The sequence below is a fragment of the Nodosilinea sp. LEGE 06152 genome (assembly GCF_015207525.1).
Classification (GTDB): domain Bacteria; phylum Cyanobacteriota; class Cyanobacteriia; order Phormidesmidales; family Phormidesmidaceae; genus Nodosilinea.
On the sequence record NZ_JADEWR010000005.1, the window covers coordinates 139,650 to 162,822 of the forward strand.

19 protein-coding genes and 1 tRNA gene are annotated in these 23,173 nt (G+C 58.6%); 16 read left to right on the plus strand and 4 right to left on the minus strand.

The window, feature by feature from the left end:
• Nucleotides 1-163 precede the first annotated feature (163 nt).
• From IQ265_RS09885 to IQ265_RS09910, 6 genes are all read left to right on the plus strand, one after another.
• The gene (locus IQ265_RS09885; RefSeq protein WP_194053098.1) at nt 164-937 is read left to right on the plus strand and encodes a DUF1350 family protein; all 774 of its coding nucleotides are present in this window, start codon (nt 164-166) and stop codon (nt 935-937) included.
• Nucleotides 938-1,044: 107 nt separating this feature from the next.
• Nucleotides 1,045-1,470 (plus strand): ATP-binding protein, encoded by a 426-nt coding sequence (locus IQ265_RS09890; RefSeq protein WP_194052907.1) that lies wholly within the window; start codon nt 1,045-1,047, stop codon nt 1,468-1,470.
• A gap of 28 nt (nt 1,471-1,498) precedes the next feature.
• Nucleotides 1,499-2,308 (plus strand): TIGR00297 family protein, encoded by an 810-nt coding sequence (locus IQ265_RS09895; protein ID WP_194052909.1) that lies wholly within the window; start codon nt 1,499-1,501, stop codon nt 2,306-2,308.
• Nucleotides 2,309-2,683: 375 nt separating this feature from the next.
• Nucleotides 2,684-2,884, plus strand: coding sequence for a hypothetical protein (locus IQ265_RS09900; protein WP_194052911.1), 201 nt, complete (start codon nt 2,684-2,686; stop codon nt 2,882-2,884).
• A 469-nt stretch (nt 2,885-3,353) separates the two neighbouring features.
• Nucleotides 3,354-5,903 (plus strand): EAL domain-containing protein, encoded by a 2,550-nt coding sequence (locus tag IQ265_RS09905; RefSeq protein WP_194052913.1) that lies wholly within the window; start codon nt 3,354-3,356, stop codon nt 5,901-5,903.
• 279 nt (nt 5,904-6,182) lie between these two features.
• Nucleotides 6,183-6,545, plus strand: a complete 363-nt coding sequence (locus IQ265_RS09910) for a thioredoxin domain-containing protein (protein WP_228037775.1) — start codon at nt 6,183-6,185, stop codon at nt 6,543-6,545.
• Nucleotides 6,546-6,762: 217 nt separating this feature from the next.
• On the opposite strand, the gene ribD is transcribed toward IQ265_RS09910, so the two are convergent.
• Nucleotides 6,763-7,917 (minus strand): bifunctional diaminohydroxyphosphoribosylaminopyrimidine deaminase/5-amino-6-(5-phosphoribosylamino)uracil reductase RibD, encoded by a 1,155-nt coding sequence (gene ribD, locus IQ265_RS09915; RefSeq protein ID WP_194053106.1) that lies wholly within the window; start codon nt 7,915-7,917, stop codon nt 6,763-6,765.
• A gap of 121 nt (nt 7,918-8,038) precedes the next feature.
• Here ribD and IQ265_RS09920 point away from each other — a divergent pair, with 121 nt between their 5' ends.
• From IQ265_RS09920 to IQ265_RS09930, 3 genes are all read left to right on the plus strand, one after another.
• A complete protein-coding gene (locus IQ265_RS09920; protein ID WP_194052917.1) occupies nt 8,039-9,196 on the plus strand; it encodes a DegT/DnrJ/EryC1/StrS family aminotransferase in 1,158 nt (385 codons plus the stop codon).
• A gap of 302 nt (nt 9,197-9,498) precedes the next feature.
• Complete coding sequence (locus tag IQ265_RS09925) at nt 9,499-11,181, plus strand: AarF/ABC1/UbiB kinase family protein (protein ID WP_228037755.1); 1,683 nt, start codon at nt 9,499-9,501, stop codon at nt 11,179-11,181.
• 236 nt (nt 11,182-11,417) lie between these two features.
• The gene (locus tag IQ265_RS09930) at nt 11,418-11,780 is read left to right on the plus strand and encodes a hypothetical protein (RefSeq protein ID WP_347404939.1); all 363 of its coding nucleotides are present in this window, start codon (nt 11,418-11,420) and stop codon (nt 11,778-11,780) included.
• Nucleotides 11,781-11,872: 92 nt separating this feature from the next.
• On the opposite strand, the gene IQ265_RS09935 is transcribed toward IQ265_RS09930, so the two are convergent.
• Nucleotides 11,873-13,636 carry an ATP-binding protein gene (locus IQ265_RS09935; RefSeq protein ID WP_194052921.1) on the minus strand — a complete coding sequence of 588 codons (1,764 nt, stop codon included), beginning with the start codon at nt 13,634-13,636 and terminating at the stop codon, nt 11,873-11,875.
• Nucleotides 13,637-13,789: 153 nt separating this feature from the next.
• Here IQ265_RS09935 and IQ265_RS09940 point away from each other — a divergent pair, with 153 nt between their 5' ends.
• The gene (locus tag IQ265_RS09940) at nt 13,790-15,700 is read left to right on the plus strand and encodes an EamA family transporter (RefSeq protein ID WP_228037756.1); all 1,911 of its coding nucleotides are present in this window, start codon (nt 13,790-13,792) and stop codon (nt 15,698-15,700) included.
• 18 nt (nt 15,701-15,718) lie between these two features.
• On the opposite strand, the gene IQ265_RS09945 is transcribed toward IQ265_RS09940, so the two are convergent.
• Nucleotides 15,719-15,805, minus strand: a tRNA-Ser gene (locus IQ265_RS09945).
• A gap of 211 nt (nt 15,806-16,016) precedes the next feature.
• Between IQ265_RS09945 and IQ265_RS09950 the strand changes: the two genes are divergently transcribed.
• From IQ265_RS09950 to IQ265_RS09975, 6 genes are all read left to right on the plus strand, one after another.
• Entirely contained in the window at nt 16,017-16,385 is a 369-nt protein-coding gene (locus IQ265_RS09950; RefSeq protein ID WP_194052923.1) for a 2Fe-2S iron-sulfur cluster-binding protein, read from the plus strand.
• A 53-nt stretch (nt 16,386-16,438) separates the two neighbouring features.
• Nucleotides 16,439-17,272, plus strand: coding sequence for an inositol monophosphatase family protein (locus IQ265_RS09955; protein ID WP_194052925.1), 834 nt, complete (start codon nt 16,439-16,441; stop codon nt 17,270-17,272).
• Nucleotides 17,273-17,416: 144 nt separating this feature from the next.
• Entirely contained in the window at nt 17,417-18,367 is a 951-nt protein-coding gene (locus tag IQ265_RS09960; RefSeq protein ID WP_194052933.1) for a DnaJ domain-containing protein, read from the plus strand.
• Nucleotides 18,367-19,629, plus strand: a complete 1,263-nt coding sequence (locus IQ265_RS09965; protein ID WP_194053112.1) for an ATP phosphoribosyltransferase regulatory subunit — start codon at nt 18,367-18,369, stop codon at nt 19,627-19,629. Before IQ265_RS09960 ends, IQ265_RS09965 begins: the two co-directional genes overlap by 1 nt.
• Before the next feature lie 128 nt (nt 19,630-19,757).
• Nucleotides 19,758-19,985, plus strand: a complete 228-nt coding sequence (locus IQ265_RS09970; protein ID WP_194052935.1) for a ferredoxin family protein — start codon at nt 19,758-19,760, stop codon at nt 19,983-19,985.
• Nucleotides 19,986-20,166: 181 nt separating this feature from the next.
• Entirely contained in the window at nt 20,167-21,267 is a 1,101-nt protein-coding gene (locus IQ265_RS09975) for a HAMP domain-containing sensor histidine kinase (RefSeq protein ID WP_194052937.1), read from the plus strand.
• Nucleotides 21,268-21,313: 46 nt separating this feature from the next.
• Here the strand turns inward: IQ265_RS09975 and menD are convergent, their stop codons facing one another.
• Nucleotides 21,314-23,161: a 2-succinyl-5-enolpyruvyl-6-hydroxy-3-cyclohexene-1-carboxylic-acid synthase gene (gene menD / locus IQ265_RS09980; RefSeq protein ID WP_194052939.1), complete on the minus strand. Its 1,848-nt coding sequence runs from the start codon at nt 23,159-23,161 to the stop codon at nt 21,314-21,316.
• Nucleotides 23,162-23,173 lie beyond the last annotated feature (12 nt).

The window sequence follows — 23,173 nt, forward strand, 5'->3', positions numbered from 1 at the left end:
GGTAGATGATCCGAGGCGCTTAGGCCCAGGGTTGGCGATCGCAGCTCAGGGTTGCCCATCTGAGGGACAAACTGACTACAGTAATAAACAGATATAACTGGGTCAGACCAGCCTTCCCTGTCTTGACCTGATTCGCCCTATGAGGACGCAGCCGCAAGTCGTGATGAACTGGCAAGAGATATCGGGCAACTGGATTTTAGTTCCCCCGAACCCCACAGCAATCGTGCATTTTTTGGGGGGAGCGTTTGTGGCGGCGGCCCCCAGCGTGACCTACCAGTGGCTGCTGGAAAACCTGGCTCGGCAGGGCTATGTGATCGTAGCGACCCCTTTTATCAACACCTTTGACCATGCCGTCATTGCTCAGGAGGTGTTGGTTACCTTTGACCAGGCGATGCGCTACCTGGACAAGCGAGTGCTGGCCAACTACAGCAGCCTGCCGATCTACGGTCTGGGGCACAGCATGGGCTGCAAAGTACACCTGCTGATCAACTGTCTGTGGGAGGTGGAGCGGGCCGGCAATATTTATATGAGCTTCAATAACTACCCGGCTCGGCGATCGATTCCATTTTTAGAGCAGGCTGCGCAGTTTAGCCCCGCTTTCAACGTCGAGTTCACCCCCGACCCAGAGACCACGCTAGCCCTGGTGCGCGATCGCTACCCAGTGGCCCACAACCTGCTGATTAAATTTCGCAGTGACACCATCGATCAAACCCGTCCCCTTTCAGAGGTGCTAGTGCGGCGCTTTGCGGAGCGAACTACCGTACAACTGCTGCAGGGTTCTCACACGACCCCCATTGCCCAAGAGTTTGGTTGGCAGCCAGGAACATCGTTTAGCCCCCTCGATGCGCTGGGGCAGTTTGTGCAGCAGGAGTTTTACCGAGACCTCAACCGTCTCCGCCGCAATCTGCTGGCTTGGCTCAACACCCCACCTGACTAAATTTGGCCCCGAGTTACGCAAAGATGTAAAACTCTTTGCCTCAAGGCTTTTGCCGGAGTGGGCTTCAGCCTATGATGCAGAGGTGAGCGATCTAGCCATAGCCTGTTTTGACCTACCAGCACACCAGCCAGATTGAGACCCAAACTGACCCTACGGACCTAAAGTCGGTACTGGCGTGGTTCGATCAGTTTCAGGCTGCTCCCATTCCTCACAACATTTGGTTGCAGTGTCAGCTCGCGCTGATCGAGGGCTTTACTAACGCCGTGCGCCATGCCCATGCCGGGCTACCCCTAGCTACCCCCGTACGCATTGAAGTAGCGGTGAGCGATCGCGCCATCGATATCCGCATCTGGGATCAGGGTCCCGGCTTTGATTTGTCCTCGATGTTGCGCCACAAAATTACCGTCAATAACCCAGACTCAGAGGGGGGGCGAGGGCTTAAAATCATGTACCTGGTGGCCGATCGCCTAACCTATGAACCTGCCCCTGAGCAGGGCAACTGCTTACACCTGCACAAGTCCTTTGCCCTATAGACTAGGGGCAATGCCTACGAGGTAGTCTATGGCTTTGTCTGTGGCGGTAGTCTCTACCGTGATCCCGGTCCCCCAGGTGACGGGGTGGCTGACTGGCGCGCTGGTCAATACGGTTCTGCTTGCGATCGCCTGGGCACTGCCCAAAAAGCTGCTGACTCCAGCCGGGTATCTCCACGCCTGGGGGCTGGGGGTACTGGTGTGGGGTGGCCTGGGCTGGCGAGGTTACACCGTGGTAATGGCCTACTTTTTAGCCGGTTCAGCCGTCACCCGCCTGGGCCAGCAGCGCAAAGAAGCGGCGGGCATTGCCGAGGGGCGATCGGGGGTTAGGGGGCCAGAGAATGTTTGGGGGTCGGCCTTAGCCGCAGCCGTTTGCGCGATCGCGATCGCAATACTGGGGGCAGTTGCCGCCCCGGCCAGCCAACAGCTGTGGCTACCGCTACTGGCCCTTGCCTACGTCAGCAGCCTCAGCACCAAACTCTCCGACACCACCGCTAGCGAAGTTGGCAAAGCCTACGGGCAGCATACCTTTCTCATCACTTCTCTCAAACCCGTACCCGCCGGTACCGAGGGGGCCGTTAGCCTTGAGGGCACCCTGGCTGGCGTTGGGGGGTCAGCGGTTATAGCGCTAGTTGGCTGGGGGGTCGGGCTGATTAGCCCCTGGGCAATTGCCCTTTGCCTAGTAGCTGCTTTTCTAGCCACCACCTTAGAAAGCCTGATCGGCGCAACCCTGCAGCCCAAATTTGCCTGGTTAACAAACGAAGTTGTCAACGGCATCAACACGTCGATAGGCGCTGTCCTGGCGCTTTTACTGGGCCTGGCACTAGCTCAGCTCAGCTAATACCAGTCTCGCCAGCTCAAGTTCCGTAAACCTACGGAGGCTTCAGGTGCCGTTTGACCTGAAGCATTGAACCAAACAGCGGTGGCCGTAGCTCCGTTCGTCAAAATCCGGAAGAATTAAGGAAAATTTATAAAATCCTCACATTATTTCTTCTATGGAAGCTGGAGCTTCCGTAAATTCTCGTAATACTAAGTTCCGTGGGTCCCCTGTCGATGGTCTTGATCAGCTTCAGCCTTAATGGATATAGGCTTCGCTGGTTAAAACCATGGTCAGCATCTCAGCCATGGTCAGGGAATGCCGAGTCGTCAATGTTGTTTAGGGAGCGTCTACCCTCAGGCTTGACCCATTCAGGTTTGAGGCCACAACGATACATTTATGCAAACTCTGCTGGGGCACACCGCTCGTTCCTACTGTTCCGTTCTCACTATTGGAACACTATCGCTAGCGGCTATGGTAATTTTTCAGGCGTTTGGCATAGACTCTGTCGCCAGCGCCAAGAGTCGAGACGAGTTTCCGGGTCGCCGTCAGGGCGGCGGTACTCACTGGGTTATGCCCAACCCGGCGGCAGCTCAGTAGCGCGCTGCCTCTCCTCCGGCCCAAAAAACACAGGAAAACTGACTGACTAAAACGATAAAAACTTAGTGCAGTAGCGGCAGATTCGGGCTTAGAATCTGCCGCTACTGTTTTTTAGGCCCGAATTTTTAGGCCCGAACCAAGGCAAGCCTACTACACACAGATATAGCCATCGCTAGCACGGTTAGGACATAGCTTGTATCCCCTAAAGCGGTGGCTATACGCCACGGCGCTGACCCAGTTTTTGCCACTGGAAGAGGCCGATGTCCTAAGCGCGATGGCCATCGCTATATAAACTTGCTCAATAAGAAAACTATCACCTGGGCCAAAGAACCTTTCGTCTGGGCATGCTGATCAGCAGTCCTCATTCCCCATTAGCGCTCCAGGCGGCTTCAGGGATAGGGGATACTGGGTGTGCTACCTGAGACATTCTCCGTCGTCTAGTTTTCTGTCTTTCAAAGGCCCAGCAATTGTGAAAGCGACGATACTCAACAGAGTAAGCCACCGACTGCGCCGTGGCGTCATACCTCAGGTGCTTCACTGGTGGGGAGTTACGCCCCTAAATACTGGCGGCAAGATTGTGCTGTTGGCAAGCCTGCTAGCTAGCGCCATGGTGACTGGGGTGAAGCTACTAAATGTTTTAGAACCAGCAGAACTGTTTTTATTTGATCAGCTGGTGCGAATGCGTCCGAGTCAAGGCCTCGACCCTCGCATGACCATTGTGGGCATCACCGAGGCCGACATTCGGCAGTACGGCTGGCCCCTCACCGACGAACTGCTGGCCGAGGTGATCCAAACCCTCCAGGCTCAAAATCCCAAAGTTGTTGGCCTAGACCTCTACCGCAGCACTCTGCGTCCACCAGGGGCGAACGCTTTAATTGAGGCCCTGGCAGAGCCAAACCTCGTTGCCATTATGAATGTAGGCAGCACCCAGGGCCAGGGCGAGGTGCCTGCTCCCCCCACAGTTGAGCCAGAGCGAGTAGGGTTCAATGATTTCCCGACCGATTCCGATGGCGTGATTCGCCGCAACTTAGTCTTTGTGCGCAGCCCTGAGGGGGGCTACTACTCCTTTGCCCTGCGCGTGATTATGGCCTACCAGGGCTACTCAGCTGAAGTTTTAAGAGCCGAGGAAAACCATTTGTTTTTGGGCGATCGCGCCATCCGAGTGCTCTCAGCCCGCGACGGCGGTTACCAAAACGTTGACAGCAGCGGCTATCAAATTTTGCTGCGCTACCACACCGACCAAATGCCGGCCCGCCATCTCTCCATCAGCCAGGTACTCAGCCGTCAGTTCGACCCCGATTGGATCGACGGCAACATTGTCCTAATCGGCACCACCGCCGCCAGCCTCAAAGACCGCTTTTATACCCCCTTCAGCTTCAACCAAGACGATGAGCTAACCATGCCTGGGGTAGTCATCCACGGGCAAATGATTCGACAGCTACTAGACATCGTCACCGGGCAGCCCGCCCACTATAGGTTTTTGCCCCCCTGGGCCGAGGGGCTCTGGCTCTGGGGCTGGTGTCTAACAGCGGGTGGCCTAGTCTGGACCGTCAGGGGCCCCAGCGGCCTGCTGCTGTCTAGCGGCCTGCTGCTAGGGGGGCTAGGGGTGGGCGGCTGGATAGCCATCAACGGGCTGGTATGGGTACCCCTGGCCGAACCTGCCATGGGCATCCTGGCCGCAGTGGCGGTGGTGCTGGCCTACAAGCTGCTCTATCGCACCACCCATGATTCCCTTACCGGCCTGCCCAACCGCGAAGCATTCATCGGCACGATTCAGCAGGCCCTTTACTACCGCCAGAGCACCAAGCAGCCCGTGATCGTAGCCTTTATGGGCATCGATCGCTTTAAGGTAATCAACGAAAGTCTGGGCCACCAGGTAGGCGACGAAGTGCTGCAGCTGATGGCCCAGCGGCTGGTGCAACACATGCCCCCCGAAGCCCAGGTGGCCAGAGTCGGGGGCGACGAATTTGCGCTCCTGCTGACCCATCTGGACAGTACCGCCGCCGGAGAGCTAATGGACCGGCTGCAGTATGCCCTCTCAGAACCGCTCACCCTGCATGGTCAAAAATTGCCCAGCACCCTCAGCATTGGCATGGCCATCAGTCAACCTGGCCTGGAGCACAAGCCCGCCGACCTGTTGCGCGATGCCCACACAGCCATGTACCGGGCGAAGGCCTTGGGCAAGACGCGGTTTGAAATCTTTGCCGCCGGTATGCTCACCGAGGCCGTCAACCGACTTCAGCTCGAAAGCGACTTAATTAGCGCCCTCGACAACCAAGAATTTTTGCTGTATTACCAGCCCATTATCAACCTCAAAACCGGAGAACTGGCCGGGTTTGAGGCCCTGGTGCGGTGGCACCAGAAAGAGCGGGGGTTTGTGCTGCCCAGCGCCTTTATTCCGGCAGCAGAAGAAACTGGGCTGATCATGGCTCTGGGGCAGTGGATTTTTCGCGAGGCCTGTCGGCAGCTGCGCCATTGGCACAATCAGTTTCCCCACTATCGCCACCTGACCATGAGCATTAACTTATCTAACCGGCAGTTTGGGCAGGCCGACTTGATTCACCAAATCGAGGCCGCCCTGCAAGAAACCCAGGTAGATGGTCACTGTGTGCGGCTAGAAATTACCGAAAGCATGGTGATGGGCGATGTCGATGCCGCCATTGACCTGATGCTGAAGCTAAAGTCCCTTGATCTGAAGTTAGCCATCGACGACTTTGGCACCGGCTACTCCTCCCTCAGCTACCTGCACCGCTTTCCAATGGATACCCTGAAGGTGGATAAATCTTTTGTGGGCCGCCTGGAGAAAAGCAATGAGGACCGGGCCATCATCAACACCATCTTGACCCTGGGGCAAAAGCTGGGCATGGAAGTGGTGGCAGAGGGGGTAGAGACGGCTACCCAGGTGGCTATTCTGCGGCAGGAGGGGTGCGACTACGGCCAGGGCTATTTCTTTGCCAAGCCGCTGCCCGCAGCCAGTGCTCTAGAACTACTTCAGCAGCATCAGCCGATGGAATGTTGAGTCTGAAGGGGCGATCGCAGAAGGGGCGCGTTCCACCGTCAGCGACGCTGAAATAGAGCTAGCCCATCGCCGGCGGCGGCGTGCCGGATCAGGAGCCGTGTTAGGGATTTGGCACAATCCTTGATCCTGCCCATTAACTTCCATTCTCACCTGGTCTACAATGATCCCAATAGCAATCACGAATATTTTCGAACTCCCTTCAAACGTTAAAGTTATCTCTGGGTGCCCCTAGGCTCCTCCGGACGGTTAGTTAAGCTCTTTTTTATATAGTCAATGTCAATGTCTGTTGGCGAAGCCACGTTTAGAGCAGCTGTGCTTGAGTCTGAACTGCCTGTGCTGGTTCATTTTTGGGCTCCTTGGTGTGGGCTCTGCAAAATGATCACTCCAGTTCTCCAAAGCTTTCAGAGCGAATGGCAAGATCATGTCCGACTAGTCGATATCAACGCCGATGAAAACCTGCGATTGGCCAATACCTACCGCCTCTCCAACTTGCCCACCCTGTTGCTGTTTGACCAGGGTGAAGTTTACCAGCGGATCGAGTCCTTTCGCGGCAAAGACGACCTGCGGCTAGCGCTAGACGCCTTTATGCGCAAACGAGAACTCATTTACGACATTCCCCGGTTGGTACGCATTTATCCCTAGGGCATTTCATCAATTCCAGCTAAAGGTCTGGTGCCATCAGCCTTGCCACACCTGACCCACAAAGTAAGCCAGGGGCTGTAACTGCTGATTTTTGGACTATCGGTGGCTGACTGATCATAACCCCTGGATCTCTGCAGAGCCTGAGCCATTCCCTGCGCGGGACATGGCTTCGAGAACGTACCCTACGTGGATCCCTAAAATTAAGCTGGATAAAGCGCTAGGCCAAGCCTGGAGGCCGCAGGTAGGCTTCCAGCAGCAGGTCGTTGCCTAGGGTGCGCCAGGTGGTGCGCTCCAGGGCCAGGGCTTGGCCCATGTGGTGAATGCCCAGGTTCCCAACCGGGCCAGGAGCATCTGTACCGCCTACCAGCTTAGGTGCTACAAATGCCCACAGCTTGTCAATGACGCCATCCTTAATGGCCTCGGCCGCCAGCAGGCCACCGCATTCCCACAAGACGGCGGCACAGCCCCGTTGGTAGAGCTGCGCGGTGACAAGGCGAGGGGTCAACGCGGGTAACTCTATCACCTCCACCCCTTGAGCCGACAACAGCTGCTGTCGTTCTGAGTCAGCATCGGGGGCGGTGAAAACCACTGTGGGGGCATCGTTGGTCTGCCACAGGTTGGCCTGGGCGGGAAGATCGAGGCGGCGGCTCATTACGACCCGCAGCGGATTGTGGGAACCGTGCCCGTGGCTGGTTAGCCTGGGGTCGTCACGCCGGACCGTATTGCCGCCCACAACCACGGCATCGCAGGTAGCGCGCAGTTGATGGACAGCGGCCCGCGCCGTCGGCCCCGTGACCCAGGCACTGTGACCACCGGTAGCCGCAATTTTACCGTCTAAGGTCATAGCGTACTTCAGCAGCCCCAGGGGTCGCTGGTGAGTAACCCGCTGCACAAACGCTTCATTCAAGCGTTGGCAAGCGGCTTCTTCTACCCCAACCTCGACCTCAACACCGGCCTGGCGCAGGCGATCAATGCCCGACCCTGAGACCCTAGGGTCAGGGTCAACCATGCCCACCACCACCCGACTCAGGCCGGCCCGAATCACCGCGTCGGTACAGGGGGGGGTGCGCCCAGTGTGGTTACAGGGCTCCAAGTTGACGTAAAGCGTTGCCCCTCTGGCACGATCCCCTGCTTGGGTCAGGGCAAATACCTCGGCATGGGGCTGCCCAGCCCCTGGGTGAAAGCCCTCTCCGACCACGATGCCGTCTTTTAATACAACGCAACCAACCATTGGGTTTGGGGCCGTTTGCCCGGCCGCCAGGTTAGCCAGTTCTAAGCAACGACGTATCCAGCGGGTAGAGTCGTTCTGAGAGACGAACTTTGGCGGGGAAGATTCTTGGGTAGAACCTAATGTGAGGGGAAAACCGGGCAGATCAGTCAAGGCAATCTCCTGGGCCGACGAGGCCACGGCTAGAGGTAGGGGGCCAGCAACGACTCCGATGCCGCCTTGGGGTAGGGTAAACTAAGCCTATCCACTAGGTGAGTGTGAGCGAGTGAGTGTAATTCCTCCTGTTGATCTTACGGAGCAGTTTCGAACAATTCAAGCCGATGTAAATGCTGCCGTGGCCGAGGTACTGGCCTCTGGACAATACATCAATGGGCCAATTGTCGAAACCTTTGCCCAGGCCTTTGGTAACTATGTGGGCTCGGAGCAGTGCATTGTGTGTAACTCTGGCACCGATGCTCTGTATTTAGCGCTACGGGCTTCTAATATCGGCGCTGGCGACGAGGTTATCACCTCACCCTTTACGTTCATTGCAACGGCAGAGGCCATTAGCGCAGTGGGGGCGACGCCGGTTTTTGTCGATATTGACCCCAGCACCTTTAACCTGGATGTGACCAAGATCGAGGCGGCCATTGGCGATCGCACTCGAGCGATTATGCCCGTGCACCTGTTTGGTCGGCCCGTCGATATGGGCCCAATTATGGATCTGGCCACACGTTACGACCTGATGGTCATTGAAGACTGTGCCCAGGCTACGGGCGCTGAGTGGATGGGCCAGCAGGTTGGTAGCATTGGACACATTGGCTGTTTTAGCTTTTTCCCAACCAAAAACCTGGGGGGCTGCGGCGATGGGGGGGCACTAACCACCAACGACGAAACCCTCGCCGCCACCGTCCGCATGCTGCGGGAGCACGGCAGTCGGGTCAAGTATCACCACGAAGCGATTGGCGTCAATAGCCGACTCGACTCGGTGCAGGCCGCCATTTTAGCGATTAAGCTTCGCCACCTCAACACCTGGAACCAGCAGCGGGGGCAAGTTGCCGATCGCTATCACACCCTGCTCGACCCCGTGGCCGAAGTGGTGCGTCCGCTGCCGGTGACCTTTGGCCGCTCGGTTTGGAACCAGTACACCCTGCGCCTGCCCCAGGCCACTGCCGACGGTCAGGAGCGCAACCAGGTGCAGCAGCTGATGCGCGAAGCAGGAGTCATTTGCATGGTTTACTACCCTCTGCCCCTGCATCTTCAGCCGGTCTACAGCCACCTGGGCTACCGACCGGGAGATCTGCCCCAGGCCGAGGCCGCCGCTCATCAAGTGTTGTCGCTACCGATGTTTCCAGAACTGGGAGAAGCCGCCCAGGTTCAGGTAGTGCAGACGCTGAAGGACTGTTTGGCTCAGATGGGGCTTAAAGCCGCACAGTATTGCTAACGTTGGGTTTGAAGCAAGCTGGGTGAGCACTAAGCAAAAACCCTCAGCGAAAAACCCGGATCAGCGGCGTCAAAAATTGCGTCAGAATTGTTTGTAGTTTTCTATACTATATTTAAGGTAGATTAACCCAGTTTAGGGGTTTTCGATCGCCGCTTGCCGCTGTGCCCCCTTGGTTGTTATTGGGGTTTGTTATTCGGCAGCTGTTGGCCAGCGATAGCCCATCGATTGGGGCAGCACCGCACAGTGACGTAACCGTGACGTAAGGGGCAATTGGCGCAGTGGCAGCGATAGATCCAGCTTTATTGGGCACTTACGACGCAGTAGCGATCGCCCGCTACTTCCGCTGGCGGTTAGGCAGCTTAAGTTGGCGAGTTTTGCAAATTTCGTGGTGGTTGGGCACCTTTGTACTGGGCCTGCAGAGCGATCGCTGGCTGGGTCGAGAGGCCCAAAACCGCCCGCGCCGCGCCGCTCAGCTGCGTCAGGTGCTCACTAACCTAGGGCCAACCTTTATCAAAGTAGGCCAGGCCCTTTCAACCCGGCCTGACCTGGTGCGGCAAGATTTTCTCGATGAGCTGACCAAGCTGCAAGACCAGCTGCCGCCCTTTCCCACCGCTGAGGCGATGGCGATTATTGAAGCAGAGCTAGACTATAGCCCTCAAGAAATTTTTAGCAACCTGTCGCCGTTGCCGGTAGCGGCGGCGAGCCTGGGGCAGGTGTATCGGGGGCGGTTGTTCTCTGGGGAAGAGGTGGCCGTTAAGGTGCAGCGACCTAACCTGCGCCCGGTGCTGTGCCGCGACCTCTACCTGCTGCGCTGGGCGGCGGGCTGGCTAGGCAGGTTTTTACCCCTCAACTTAGGGCACGACCTCACCCTGATTGTGGATGAGTTTGGCACCAAGCTGTTTGAGGAAATTGATTACCTCAACGAGGGCCATAATGCTGAGCGGTTTGCCGCCAACTTTAAAGACGACAGCACCGTCAAGGTACCTGCTATTTACTGGCCCTACTGCAGCCAGCGGGTGCTCACCCTGGAATGGATTGACGGTTGCAAGCTCACCGACATGGTGTCACTGCAAAGGGATAATCTTGACCCCGATCGCCTGATTGAAATTGGCGTTACCGCCGGGCTGCGCCAGCTGCTAGAGTTTGGCTTTTTCCATGCCGACCCCCACCCCGGCAACCTGTTTGCCCTAGCCGATGGCCGGATGGCCTACATCGACTTCGGCATGATGGATCAGCTCGATCAAATTACTAAAGAAACCCTGGTCGACGCTGTAGTACACCTGATCAATCAGGACTTTGACAGCCTGGGACGAGACTTTGTCAAGCTGGGCTTTTTAACCCCTGATACCGACCTTGGCCCGATTGTGCCTGCCCTCAATCGGGTGCTGGGCGATGCCTTGGGCGCAAAGGTTAGTGACTTCAACTTCAAAACCGTTACCGACCAATTTTCGGAGCTAATGTACGAGTACCCATTTCGGGTACCGGCTAAGTTTGCCCTCATCATTCGCTCTCTGGTAACTCAAGAGGGCCTGGCCCTGAGCCTCAATCCCAGCTTTAAAATCATTAACGTAGCTTACCCCTACGTAGCCCGTCGCCTGCTGTTGGGCGAAACCCCGGCCCTCAGACAGCGGCTGCTTGAGGTGCTGTTCCAGGACGGGCAGCTGCAGTGGGATCGACTGGAGAACATGCTGGCGATCGCCCGCGGCGATGCTGGGTTTGACCTGCTGCCGACGGCTGGCCTAGGGATTCGCTATCTCATGTCAGATGAGGGGGCTCATCTCCGCGAGATGATTGTGCTGGCCCTGACGGAGGACGATCGCTTGCACACCCAAGAGGTGCAGCGACTGTGGGCCTTAGTCAAGGACGAAATTACCTTTGATCGGGTGCTAGGAGTAGCGTGGGGAGCCCTGACCAACTATTCCTTAGAGCGGGCTGAACAACTAGTGCCAGCGGTAGGCGACCTGCGCCAGGTGCTGCGATCCTAGAGTCAGTCATCACTGTCGGTTAATTGCTGAGAATTGATGGCCGCCCCTTAGCCTGTTGTTGGGTCGGGAACTGTTGACTAGGTCGGGAATAACAGAGTCGGTTCCTCAGCCTTTAGGCCAAACTTGATGGCACGGCGTTAGGCTAACTCAGGTTTAAGTTGTGAACCTATCGGTCTGGGTGCAGCTCTCCCCTATAATCAGGAGAAGTAAATTATTGTTTCGTTTTTCTTAGGCCTGTGTACCCACAACCGCCCTACGTTTTGTTTTTGGCAGGATTTTTAGCTGCGGTGACTTCGGGCTTTGCCTTTAGCACCGCGCTACAGCAGTCAGTCGCTGAGTGGAACAGCAAGCGCTCTACCCGCATTTTGGCTACCATGCGGGGGCCACAGCTACAGATTCCCTTTTTCGGCATCTGTGCCGGCGTCTGTGTATTTTTAGCCTCTGGTATTCAGCTGTTTGGGTTTTCGGCCAAAGCGGCCTACGCCATGGGAGTGCCTATGACCCTGCTCAGCGGCTTGCTGATCTGGTCACAGCTGGGCAAAATTTTGCTGCTGATTGAAGAAGGCGGCTCTAAAGCGCTCGATTTAGACGCTTTTTAGCCCTTTTAAGCACAGTGGTTAAGCTGATGGGGGCTTGGGATAGACAAAGCGCCTAGCCAGGTCGTTTTATTGTCGCCAGCAGACCTGTCGCACTAGGGCGAGCCAACTAGGGGCAACGTTACCGTGACCTCGGTACCACTGGCGTTGGAGGTAATCACCAGCTGCCCCTGGTGGGCTTCTACAAGGCGTTTGGTGATGGCCAACCCCAGGCCGTTGCCTGAGGCTCTGGTGGTGAAGAAAGGCTGGGTGAGCTTGGGCAGCAGCTCGGGCGCGATCGCTTCGCCGTCGTTGTGAATGCTAATCGCCACCTGTCCGGCGACGGGGGGCTGTACGGCCCAGGTAATGGTGCCAGTGGCGGGGCAAGCGTCGCGGGCGTTGGCGAGCAGGTTGATGAAGACCTGCTTGAGCTTGTCGCGATCGCCCCTAACATTGACGGCGTAGGGAAGCGTCTTTAAGTCTAGAAGCGGCGACGGAGCACTGGCGTCTTGCTCTAAAGTATTGGCCAGATGCCGCACTAAGGCATTGATTTCAATCGGTTCTGGCACCAGGGCCGGATTGCGCGAATACATAAGAATGCTGTTCAGCAGCTTTTGCAGTCGCTCGGATTCTTCTAGGGCCAGCTCAAGGCGGGTCTGAAAGCGCTCGGGAAGGTCGAGCGATCGAAACGAATTTAGACCCAGCAGTACCGTAGTCAGCGGGCTGCGCACCTCATGGACAATCATGGCGGCCAGCTCGCCAATTTCGGCCAGACGGGCCTGGGCCGCTTCGGAGGCCTTGCGATCGCGAATATCGCGGGCCAGCGCCAGACCATAGCAATTGCCGCCCAGCTCGAGTAGCCCCAGGCGCACCTCGACCGGAAAACCGGTGCCGTCTTTGCGCTGGTGCCAGCCTTCGAGCGTCTGGGGGACTCCCGGCCTGAGCTGCCGCCACACGGCCTCAAAGTCGGCCTGGGTATGGGTGGTTTGAATGTCGGTTACCGATAAAGTCAGCAGCTCATCGCGGCTGTAGCCCAGGCTGTCGCAGGCGTTTTGGTTAACATCGCGCACCTGTCCGGCGGCATCGACCACAAAAAAGGCATCTACGGCCTGCTCAACCAGAGTGCGAAACCGAGTTTCGCTCTGCTTGCGAGTGGCCACCGCAGCGGTAATCTGACCAAACATTTGCTCAAAGGCCGCAATCACATCCCCCAGCTCATCGGCACGGGCATGGGGCAGCGAGGCAAAAGCCAGGGTTTGGGTATCGCAGTCGTCGCCGATGGCCTGACCGGCGGTGATCAAATCCTGCCGCAGCAGCATGATCGGCTTAATCAGCAGTCGCCGCAGCACCACCAGGGTAGCCCCGGTCACAAATATCGAAATAATCACGACCAGCCCGGCAATGCGACCAATGAACGCAAAGAACTCTCGCTGCACCCCGCTGGCGTCGTGGCGCACAATCAGCACGTAGCGATCGCGCAGCGGTGGCATATCCCAGGGAGTGTCGTAGCGCTGCTGGCGACGGTAGTAGCGATCGGGCGACCAGCCCCGCTGGCTGGCAGCCAGAGTCAGCTGAGGCGCTTCGCCAAAGCTGCCGACCTGGGTACCGACCTGGTCATAGATCGCCCCGCCCAAAATGACCTGGTTGGTTTGCAGCCCCTGTAGATAGTCAACCAGCATCTCATCCTCGAGATTGGCCAGGGTAGAGGCATCGAGCCGACCCAGGGCCTGGGCCGTAGACAGCGATCGCAGGTAGTTCAGCAACTCCCGCTCGCGCCGCATCACCGAGGGCACTAAAATTACAACCTCGATTACGACAATGCTCAAAAAGACCCAGTAGGCAATACGTTTAGAGAGCCTGGCCGTTAAGAATTCACCCATGGGTTGCAGCTTCAAACTTGGCTAAACCATCCTAAATGTGGCGCTACTAGAGATCTTTTTGGATTTTTTGAGCACAATACTAGCATTCACGACGGCGCGGCCCTGTCGCCACCCCCCGTCACAGTCGATGATTGCATCCTGAGAGAGACACCCATGGGGCCCTCTGACCATCTACCTGATTCCTCTACTCCCCAGCCCGTTTCCCCATCGGCTGAGGCCGTCTTGCGGGTTCTGGGCCACGACCTGGAGGCGCTGCGTCATCAAGTTACTGGCTACCTATCAGACGACATTACCCATCTGCAGGCCAAAAAGCAGCGGTTGATGGCCGACATTGAGGCCCTTGAGGGAGACTATGAAGCGCTTCGGGGTCAGCACCAGCAGCTTCAAACCACCTACGCAGAAGGCCTTTCTCAGCAGCAGATTGCCCAGCAGCAGGCCTGGGCCAAGCGCCTGGCGGTGGCCCTAGCTACCCACCTGCAGGGACGTCTAGAGGCTGCCCTGGCCAATGCCCACCCCCATGCCCTGCAGACCTCGTCCCCTCGGCCAGACGCGATCGCCCCTTCCACAACCGCCATTCAGGGTCTGGCTGCTCTAGATGCGACGATTCAAAATACCCTGACATCGCTACAGCAAGATTTGACCAGCTACCACAGCAGCCTCTCCCAGCAAATTAATCGCATGCAGAGCGCCGAACAGCAGGGGGAAGCCATTTTAGAAGCCCTTGTGGCCCGGCTCAGCCAGCAGCTGCAGAGCCAGATGGTGACTCCCTCAGCTGATCACAATGGCTATGGTGCTCCACCCTCCGACGGTAGCACCGGCTCAGGCCCCGCTCTGCCGCCGGGCCTCTATCGCAGCCCTCAGCCTGGCCCAGGTGAGACAGCTGAAGCCTACCCCAAGCCATCGCCGCCTCTCTCGCGATCGCCCCAGGTTCGGCCGCCCATGCAGCCCCAGCCTCGCCCTCCGGCCCGGCCCTCGGAGGCCAGTCCGACCAAAGCCATCATTCCAGAGGCGGGCAGTTTTCCCACTCAGGCCCAGCTTCAGATGGGCCTGCTGATGGTAGTGCTTTCGACCCTGGCTCTATCGCTGCACAACGTCATTGTCGGCATTATTGGCTACGGCGGCCAAATTCTAGGGCTCATCCCGATTGAGGAGGTGCTGTCGCTGACGATTCCCAACTCGCTGCTGCTGCTGTGGTTGCGTATGGTGGTGGTCGTACCCCTGCTGGCGCTGGTAGCGCCGCGCCTCTACCCCCGCGTAGGTCACGACCTGCAGCAGCTTTTTCAGAACAGCGATCGCCGGCCGCTGGTGCAGGTGGTGGCTAGCGGTGGCTTTTTGTTTTTATCGCAAGTGCTGATATATAAAGCCATTGCCGATGTTGGCCCCGGGGTGGCGGTAACACTGCTGTTTATGTACCCGCTCATTACGGTACCCCTGGCCTGGTTCTTGTTTGGCGATCGCCCTACCCCCCTGCGGCTAGTGGTGATGTTTGCCATTAGCATGGGCATTGTGTTTACGGCCCTCCCCCGCATCTACAGTGACATTACCGGCAGCGGCGTATCGCTGTGGGGGGTTGGGGCCGCGCTGCTAGCCAGCGTCGCTTTTGCGCTCTTTCTAATTGCGATGCAGCTGAGCTTTAAACGGCTGCATCCGGTGTCGGTTAGTCTGCTGCAGTTTTCGACCATTTTTATTCTCACCAGCCTCATTTTGATCGTGGGGTCGTTCTTTGGGCTTGACCCCGGCGAACCCAGCCAGCCAGCCAGGCTTTACGTTGGGGCCGGGCTGCTCGGGCTACTGACCCTGCTGGGATACCTGTTTAATAACTATGGCGTCAAGCTGCTGGGAGCCTCCCAGGCTTCAATCGTGGCGGCTAGCGGCCCCGTTGCTACTGCGCTCTTAGCCTATTTCATCACTCCGGGCGAAAAGTCGACCCTGCTGTTTATTCAGTGGATGGGCGTGATTTTGGTCACATTAGGGGTCATTTCGCTCAGTCTAGAGCGCCTGGCCAGCCAGCGTCGCCAGGCTCGACGCAGCGCAGTACCTGCCAACACAGGTCAGTGGCACTAGCCAATGTCAGGGAAAAAACGGAGAGAGAGGGATTCGAACCCTCGTTAGAGTCACCCCTAAACAGCATTTCCAGTGCTGCGCCTTCAACCGCTCGGCCATCTCTCCAGGGGGCGGCTTATCACCGCTGAGAGGCTATCGTAGCAAACAATGGGGCGCGATAACAGGGGCAGGGCCAGATTCTAGGATTCGATTGGGCTCATTTGCCCAGGGACAATTTTTCGTGCGAGCATGGGAAAGGCGGGTTGAGGGGCGATCGCCCTGTTTCATTCCTGCCGTCCCCATAACGCCAATCCCCTGTAACGCCACCTCTAACCCCATGGTTCGCACCCACACCGTCACCGTTCACCATCGCCAGACCGGGCGTATCTATACCGTAGAGGTGCCCGAAGACCGCTACATTCTCCAGTCGGCCGAAAGTCAGGGAGTAGAACTGCCCTTTGCCTGCCGCAACGGGGCCTGCACCACCTGCGCCGTGCGACTGCTCGAAGGCGAAGTCGACCAACCCGAAGCCATGGGGCTTTCGCCCGACCTGCGCCGCCAGGGCTATGCCCTACTGTGCGTCAGCTATCCTCGCAGCGCCATTCAGGCCGAAACCCAGGACGAAGACGAAGTGTACGAACTGCAGTTTGGCCGCTATTTTGGCAAAGGCAAAGTGCGCATGGGCTTGCCTCTTGAGGACGATTAGTCGTCTGAGCGATCGCCCCTCACGCTTGCTAAATCTTTTCCATTCATCTCCTCATGCCCCTGCCCTCTGAGTCTGACTTGCAGCGCTGGCTCGACAGCGCCACCGAAGCTGCCCTGGCCGCCGGAGCCGTGCTCCAGCACCACTGGGGCAACCTGACCAGCATTGATGAGAAGGGGCGATCGGGCGACCTGGTTACCGAGGCCGATCGAGGGGCCGAGGCGGCCGTAATGGCGGTACTGGAGCGGCACCTGCCTGCCGATCACGGCATTTTAGCCGAAGAATCTGGGGTAATCAGAGGCCGCGAGGCCAGTCTGCTGTGGGCGATCGACCCCCTGGATGGCACCACCAACTACACCCACCAATACCCTTTTTGCGCAGTTTCCATCGGCCTGCTAGCCGAGGGAGAGCCAGTGCTGGGCGTGATCTACGACCCTGTCCATCGCGACTTGTTTCGGGCGGCAACGGGGCTGGGGGCTACCCTTAACCGCCGCCCCATTCACGTCTCAACGACTGACCGCCTAGACCAAAGCCTTCTGGTCACAGGGTTTGCCTACGATCGCCGCGAGACCCCAGACAACAACTACGCCGAATTTTGCCACTTCACCCATCTGAGCCAGGGCGTGCGCCGTGGCGGGGCTGCAGCCATTGACTTAGCCTATGTGGCCTGTGGGCGGCTCGATGGCTATTGGGAGCGGGGGCTGGCCCCGTGGGATATTGCGGCAGGGATTGTTCTGGTTCGAGAAGCTGGCGGCAAAGTGACCGCCTACGACGGTAGCCCGATGGATGTTATGGCCGGGCGACTGCTGGCCACCAACGGCCACCTTCATCAGGCTATGAGTCATACCCTGGGGCAAATTAAACCCCTGGTGCTGCCGCCGCTGACCTAGGCTGCGTCCTCCCGCTCCGCAGTTTAGCCAGACCTCTGCCAATAAAAACCGCCGGGGCTGGTTAAACTTAGGTTGGCTGGGTAGAGTGAAAAGTATTTCACCCGTAAGCGTATATTTCCCAAGCCGTCCCTCCGGTAGGTGACCATGAAACCAGATCAAGGGCTGTTTCAAGCTGACTTTGACGACCATCACGCGGTGCTGGGGGTGCCCATTAGCGCCGATGCTAAAGCCGTGCGCAAACGTTACTTAGCCATTGCTCGCAAGCTACACCCCGACAGCCTGTCGGGAGCTTCTGCCGCCGAGGCTCAGCAGGCGAGTGAGGTTCTCTCCAAGCTGGTCAACCCCGCCTACGAAACGCTGAGCCAGGAAAAATCTAGCACCGAGCACGGGTTGATTCTCAAGCTCAAAGGCCAGACCCTGCGCCGCGCGGGAACCGCCCCGGCCGTGACCTCAACGGCCGCTCAAGATTTGCTGAAAGCGCCCCACCTGGATGCGGCCTATCGCCAGGCGGTCAACGGGCTGGCCGCAGAGCAGTTTGACCAGCTAGATGCCCTCTCTGAGGTGATTGGTGCTCTCAGCGAGCTGAATCTGGTTTATCTATACCGCAGCACCAGCAGCGATCGCACCGCTGCCGCAGCCCGCACCGCCCCCCGTCAGCCGACCTCGGCTCAGCCTACCCCGCCCCCCTCACCCCGCCAAAACCAGGCCGCTATTCTAGGCAGCTACGTCAATCGGGCTCAGGAGTACGAGATCAACAAAGACTACAGTCGAGCCATTCTAGAACTGCGAGAGGCCCTCAAGACCTACCCCAACGATGGCACCTGCCACAGCTACCTGGCATCGCTGTACCTGAAGGCTGGCCAGGGCACCATGGCTCGCATCCATGCCAAACGGGCCCTTGAAATCGACGCCAACGATGAACGAGCAAAGGCCGTGCAGGCCCGAGTCGATCGAGCGGCTGGAGCGGCTTCCAGCGGTGCTAAAACCGCCAACACAAAAACAGCTAGCGCAAAATCTAACCCCAAATCGACGGACAAGGGGGCATCGGATAAAGGGGGCGGTTTCTTTGGTCTGTTTGGAGGCAAGAAAAAGTGATTACCTACCAACCCCCAGCCGGGGCACGCGATCTGCTTCCCCTGGATGTAGCTCAAAAACACTGGATTGAAAATCGCCTGGAGCAGGTTTTTCAGCGCTGGGGCTACCACCGCATCATCACCTCCACTGTAGAGCAGATGGATACGCTGATGGCTGGCGGAGCCATCGATCAGGCCGCCGTTATTGAGCTGCAGCCTGTAGCCGGCAAACGCTTAGGACTACGGCCTGAGCTGACCGCATCGATCGCGCGTACCGCCGTTACTCGCCTGGCCAGGGTGACGTACCCTCAGCGGTTGTACTACAGTGCCAACGTCTTTCGCCAGGCTACCCAGGCCAGCCACGGTGGACAGCAAGAATTCTACCAGGCAGGTGTAGAACTGCTGGGAGCCGGGGCCACGGTAGCCGATGCTGAGATTGTGCTGCTGCTGCTAGATTGTCTCCACAACCTTCACCTCGACTCCTGGTGCTTAATTTTGGGTGATGCACAGCTGACCCAGGCGCTGCTGGCCCCCTTTCCCCCCGACCAGCGCCAAGCCGTGCGTCAGGCTCTTGCGGCCCTCGACCGGGTGGCCCTAGAGTCGTTAGGTCTGCCCCTGGAGCTGCACCAGCACGCCCTCAATCTGCTTGACCTGCGGGGCCACCCCGAAGACGTTCTCCAGGCGCTTGGGCAGCTTGCCTTAGGCAGCGATGCTCAAACCGCAGTCGAGCGGCTCAAGTCGCTGGTGGCCCTGGTGCGCGAGGTCACGCAGGCCGAGACAGACAACCAACGACTGGTCCAGGGTGGCCAGCGCTCCGCTCCGGCCCTAACCTTGGACTTGAGCCTGATTCAACCCTTCGACTACTACACAGGCCTGGTGTTCGAAGTTGTCACTGGCCCTGAGCAGGGGTGCCAGGTGTTGGGCCAGGGCGGCCGCTACGACAACCTATTAGGCGTGTTCCAAGGTCAGGGGCAAGGGTTTCCGGGCATTGGTTTTGTGCTCAATATCGAGGCTCTGCACCAAACCCTGCTGCCCACGGGCCTCCTACCTCAAGACACGGCCCCTAGCGACTGGCTGGTGGTGCCCACGGTGCCCCAGGCGGCGGCAGCGGCCTTTACCTACGCCCAAACCCTGCGAGCCTCGGCCAGCCTGGTACGGGCTGAGGTGCACCTGGCTATCGACGAAGCGCCCGCCGCCATCCGCGCCCTGGCCCGCCAGCGCCATATTAGCCGCATCGCCTGGATTGGCCCCAGCGGGTTGCCAGATATCGAAGCCCTGAACTAACGTAGGGGATGGCTGCCACCCTGGCCCAATTCCTTGTGGGGAAAGGGTTACAGGCTGTGGTAGTTCAATCATCCGCCTTGGGAAATACCAATTTCCTGTGTACTGTTTTGTGCCTGTAAGGAGAAAATGTGGCCCACACTATTGTGACCAACGTCTGTGAAGGGGTAGCTGACTGTGTCGATGCTTGCCCAGTCGCCTGTATCCATGAAGGACCCGGCAAAAATACCAAAGGTACCGACTGGTACTGGATTGACTTTTCCACCTGTATTGACTGCGGCATTTGCCTCCAGGTCTGCCCGGTAGAGGGGGCTATTTTGCCGGAAGAACAGCCTGATTTGCAAAACACGCCAGCCTAAACCACCAGCCTGAGAGTCTTTCGCCTAAAAAAGAAAAAAGTCCTGGTCAAAGCCGCAACCTCAGCCCACTGGGCCGGTCGCGGCGAAACCCCAAGCGGGTATTTGGTTAGAACACGCTAACCTGGTCTAGCCTATAGGTCTAGCCGACCCCCGTCCTGGACTCAGCTCTGAGTTTTTTGTTATGGCCAAAGTTAGCCTGCGCAGTCGCCTGTTTCTCTCTCACCTAGCGGTGATGGGGATTGGCATTTTAACGCTGGCCGTCATTGGCCGCCTTTACACACCCCGGCTGTTTATCATTTCGCTGGAGCGCTACGAGAATGGAGTGCTCAGCGTGCAGCGTCGGACCCAGCTGGTCAAGGGGTTTGAGGCGGCCTGGAGCCGCGGTATGCTATGGGCGATTTTAGTGGGCGGCGGCACGGCAGGGGGGCTGAGCTACTGGGTGTCACGCCGAATTATTCGTCCCCTCGACCAAATGACTGAGGTCACGCGATCGTTTGCGGCGGGTCGGCTAGACGCCCGAGTGCCACCATCGGAAATTTTAGAAATTCAGCGCTTGGCCAGCAGCTTCAACCGAATGGCCGCCGATCTGGAGGGGGTTGAGGAACACCGCCGTGAGTTAATTGGCGACCTCACCCACGAGCTGCGCACGCCACTGACCATCATTCATGGCTACCTGGAAGGACTGGCTGACGGTACCGTCACCCCTGAGCCCGAGCTTTATCAGCGGCTGGCAGGAGAAACAACGCGCCTTCAGCGCCTGGTGAATGACCTCCAGGAGCTTTCCAAGCTAGAGGCGGGCTATCTGCCTATTCAGGCCCAAACCGTAGCCCTGTGCCCGCTGCTCACGGCGGTGGTGCATCCTTTCAGCGATCAGTTTGTCAGCACCGACCGGGTCGCTATTACCCTGCAGTGCCCGCCCGACCTGCCGCTCGTCCATGCCGACCCCAGCCGCATTGAGCAAATTGTGATCAATCTGCTGGGCAATGCGCTGCGCTACACCGAGAAGGGATCGGTAACGGTAAACGCCTGGGCTCAGCCCGGGCGCGTTTATGTCAGCGTGGCCGATACCGGCATTGGCATTGCTGAGGAGGATGTGCCCTACGTGTTTGAGCGGTTTTGGCGGGCCGATCGCTCTCGCAACCGCAGCTCTGGAGGGACTGGCCTGGGTTTGACTATCTGTCGTCGCTTGGTGGAAGTGCAGGGGGGCAAGATCGAGGTTAAGAGCCAGCTGGGCCAGGGGAGCGAGTTTACGTTTTGGCTGCCCCAGGCAAAGGGGAGTTGAGGGGTGGGTGGATGGGTGGGTGGATGATGGTTTGACAGGGTTAGGTTCAGGGCTTAGAGGGCTGGTTCAACAGGTTTTTGGGGGGAGTGAGGAGCTGCTGGCGCAGGGTGTGGGACTGCTTGCGATCGCACCTTACCTCCAGCAGCCGCACCCCTCGCTCGGGTAGGCAGCTCAGGCTGGCCTCTAGCTGGCCCCAGGTGGTGACACGCTCATAGTTGATGCCGTAGGCGGCACAGAGGTGGTTAAAGTCAACGGTTTGGGGGGTGGTGAAGAAGTCTTCAAACCAGGTTTCGTCGGCGGTGGGAACGGCGGCGATGGGCAACCGTTCAAAAATGCCGCCGCCCCAATTGTTAATCACCACTACAGTCAGGTGCCCCCGCAGGCGGGGCAGGCTGAGCCAGCCGTTGGTGTCGTGCAGCAGCGCCAGATCGCCGGTTAGCAGCACCGTGGGCGGGCCGCCGTGGGCAATCCCCAGGGCCGTAGACAAGGTACCGTCGATGCCGTTGGCCCCTCGGTTGCAGTAGGGGCGCAAGCCGCGATCGCTGGGTGGCCAAAACCATTCCACATCGCGAATGGGCATGCTGTTGGCAATCACTAAGGGAGTCCCTGGCGGCAAGCAGCGGGCCAGCAGCCAGGGTACTTTGCCCTCAAAACGATCCTCTAAACGCTCTAGAGCGGTATCAAGGTACTGGCGCAGCCTGTGCTCCAAGGTCAGCCACTGCTTTAGGTAGGGCGGGCGGTGGTCTAGGATTGGCCCCCGAGAGTCATGGCGATCGCCCTGCCCTGGAGGAATAGCCAGCGCCAGCGTCTCCAGGGTCATAGGCACCAGCGTAGTCGGGCCGTGGAGCGGATCTAGGTTGGCTCCTAGGGGGTCGAGCACCCAGCGGCGGGGCTGGGTCGTTTGCAGCCACTCGCGCAGGCGTTTGCTGGTCGGCAATGGACCCAGCTGAATCACCTGGTCGGGAACCAGATCTACAGCCACGGCGTTCGGTTCCCCGCCAGATTGCCCCAGAGACAGATCATAGGTGCTGACCAAATAGGGATTGAGGGCAGCGGCATTGCGCAACGGCGACAGTCCGTCGGCCAGCACGGGCCAGCCTAAATAGGAGGCCAGGGCCGCAACCGTTTTACAGTAGGCAAGCGCATCCACTGGCTGAGCCGGACCAGCGACAATCAGTCCGCGATCGCACCGTTGCCAAGTTTCTAGCAGTGGCGCAGCGGCTAGGGCAGCGGTGGGGTGAAGCTTCTCCAGCGCGATCGCGGCTGCCGGTGCCGCCACCCGATCTAGAGAATCTAAAAACCGCTCGTCCAGCACGTCCTTGAGGCCAACCACCGAATTGTCAGACACAGGAGCCAGAGGATCGCGAAAAGGACAGTTGAGATGCACGGGTCCCGCGACGGGATAGAGCGATCGCCCCCAGGCCTGCACCAGAGTTTGCCGCAGGTAGCGCAGCATGTCCACTGTTCCTACCGGCACCGCCAGCTCTGCATACCAGTTAGGAAACGGCCCAAACAGCCTTTGCTGATCAATGGTTTGGCCCGAACCACAGTCGCGCAGTTCCGGCGGGCGATCGGCGGTCAGCACCAGCAGGGGAATGCGGCTTTCCTTGGCCTCAATCACAGCGGGGTAGTAGTTGGCCCCAGCTGTACCCGAGGTGCACAGCAGCGCCACTGGCAGCCCTGTGCGCCGGGCAATTCCCAGGGCAAAAAAGGCCGCCGAGCGCTCATCTAGCACCGGCACCGCTTCGATCGCAGGATGGCAAGCCAGCGCCACGGCCAGAGGCGCTGAGCGCGAGCCAGGGGAAATCACCGCCGTTGTTAGCCCCAGCCGGGCCAGGGTAGCCGTCAGCACCGAGGCCCACAGCGTGTTGGTATTGCGAAAGTCAAAGGTCATGGGTCAGGGTCA

Bases quoted from the DNA above. Each gene is read 5' to 3' on its own strand.
- IQ265_RS09910 (WP_228037775.1), top strand. From the start codon at position 6,183: ATGTCTGTTGGCGAAGCCACGTTTAGAGCAGCTGTGCTTGAGTCTGAA.
- IQ265_RS09950 (WP_194052923.1), top strand. From the start codon at position 16,017: ATGGTTCGCACCCACACCGTCACCGTTCACCATCGCCAGACCGGGCGT.
- IQ265_RS09885 (WP_194053098.1), top strand. From the start codon at position 164: ATGAACTGGCAAGAGATATCGGGCAACTGGATTTTAGTTCCCCCGAAC.
- IQ265_RS09960 (WP_194052933.1), top strand. From the start codon at position 17,417: ATGAAACCAGATCAAGGGCTGTTTCAAGCTGACTTTGACGACCATCAC.
- IQ265_RS09940 (WP_228037756.1), top strand. From the start codon at position 13,790: ATGGGGCCCTCTGACCATCTACCTGATTCCTCTACTCCCCAGCCCGTT.
- IQ265_RS09975 (WP_194052937.1), top strand. From the start codon at position 20,167: ATGGCCAAAGTTAGCCTGCGCAGTCGCCTGTTTCTCTCTCACCTAGCG.
- menD (WP_194052939.1), bottom strand. From the start codon at position 23,161: ATGACCTTTGACTTTCGCAATACCAACACGCTGTGGGCCTCGGTGCTG.
- IQ265_RS09900 (WP_194052911.1), top strand. From the start codon at position 2,684: ATGCAAACTCTGCTGGGGCACACCGCTCGTTCCTACTGTTCCGTTCTC.
- IQ265_RS09955 (WP_194052925.1), top strand. From the start codon at position 16,439: ATGCCCCTGCCCTCTGAGTCTGACTTGCAGCGCTGGCTCGACAGCGCC.
- IQ265_RS09895 (WP_194052909.1), top strand. From the start codon at position 1,499: ATGGCTTTGTCTGTGGCGGTAGTCTCTACCGTGATCCCGGTCCCCCAG.
- IQ265_RS09935 (WP_194052921.1), bottom strand. From the start codon at position 13,636: ATGGGTGAATTCTTAACGGCCAGGCTCTCTAAACGTATTGCCTACTGG.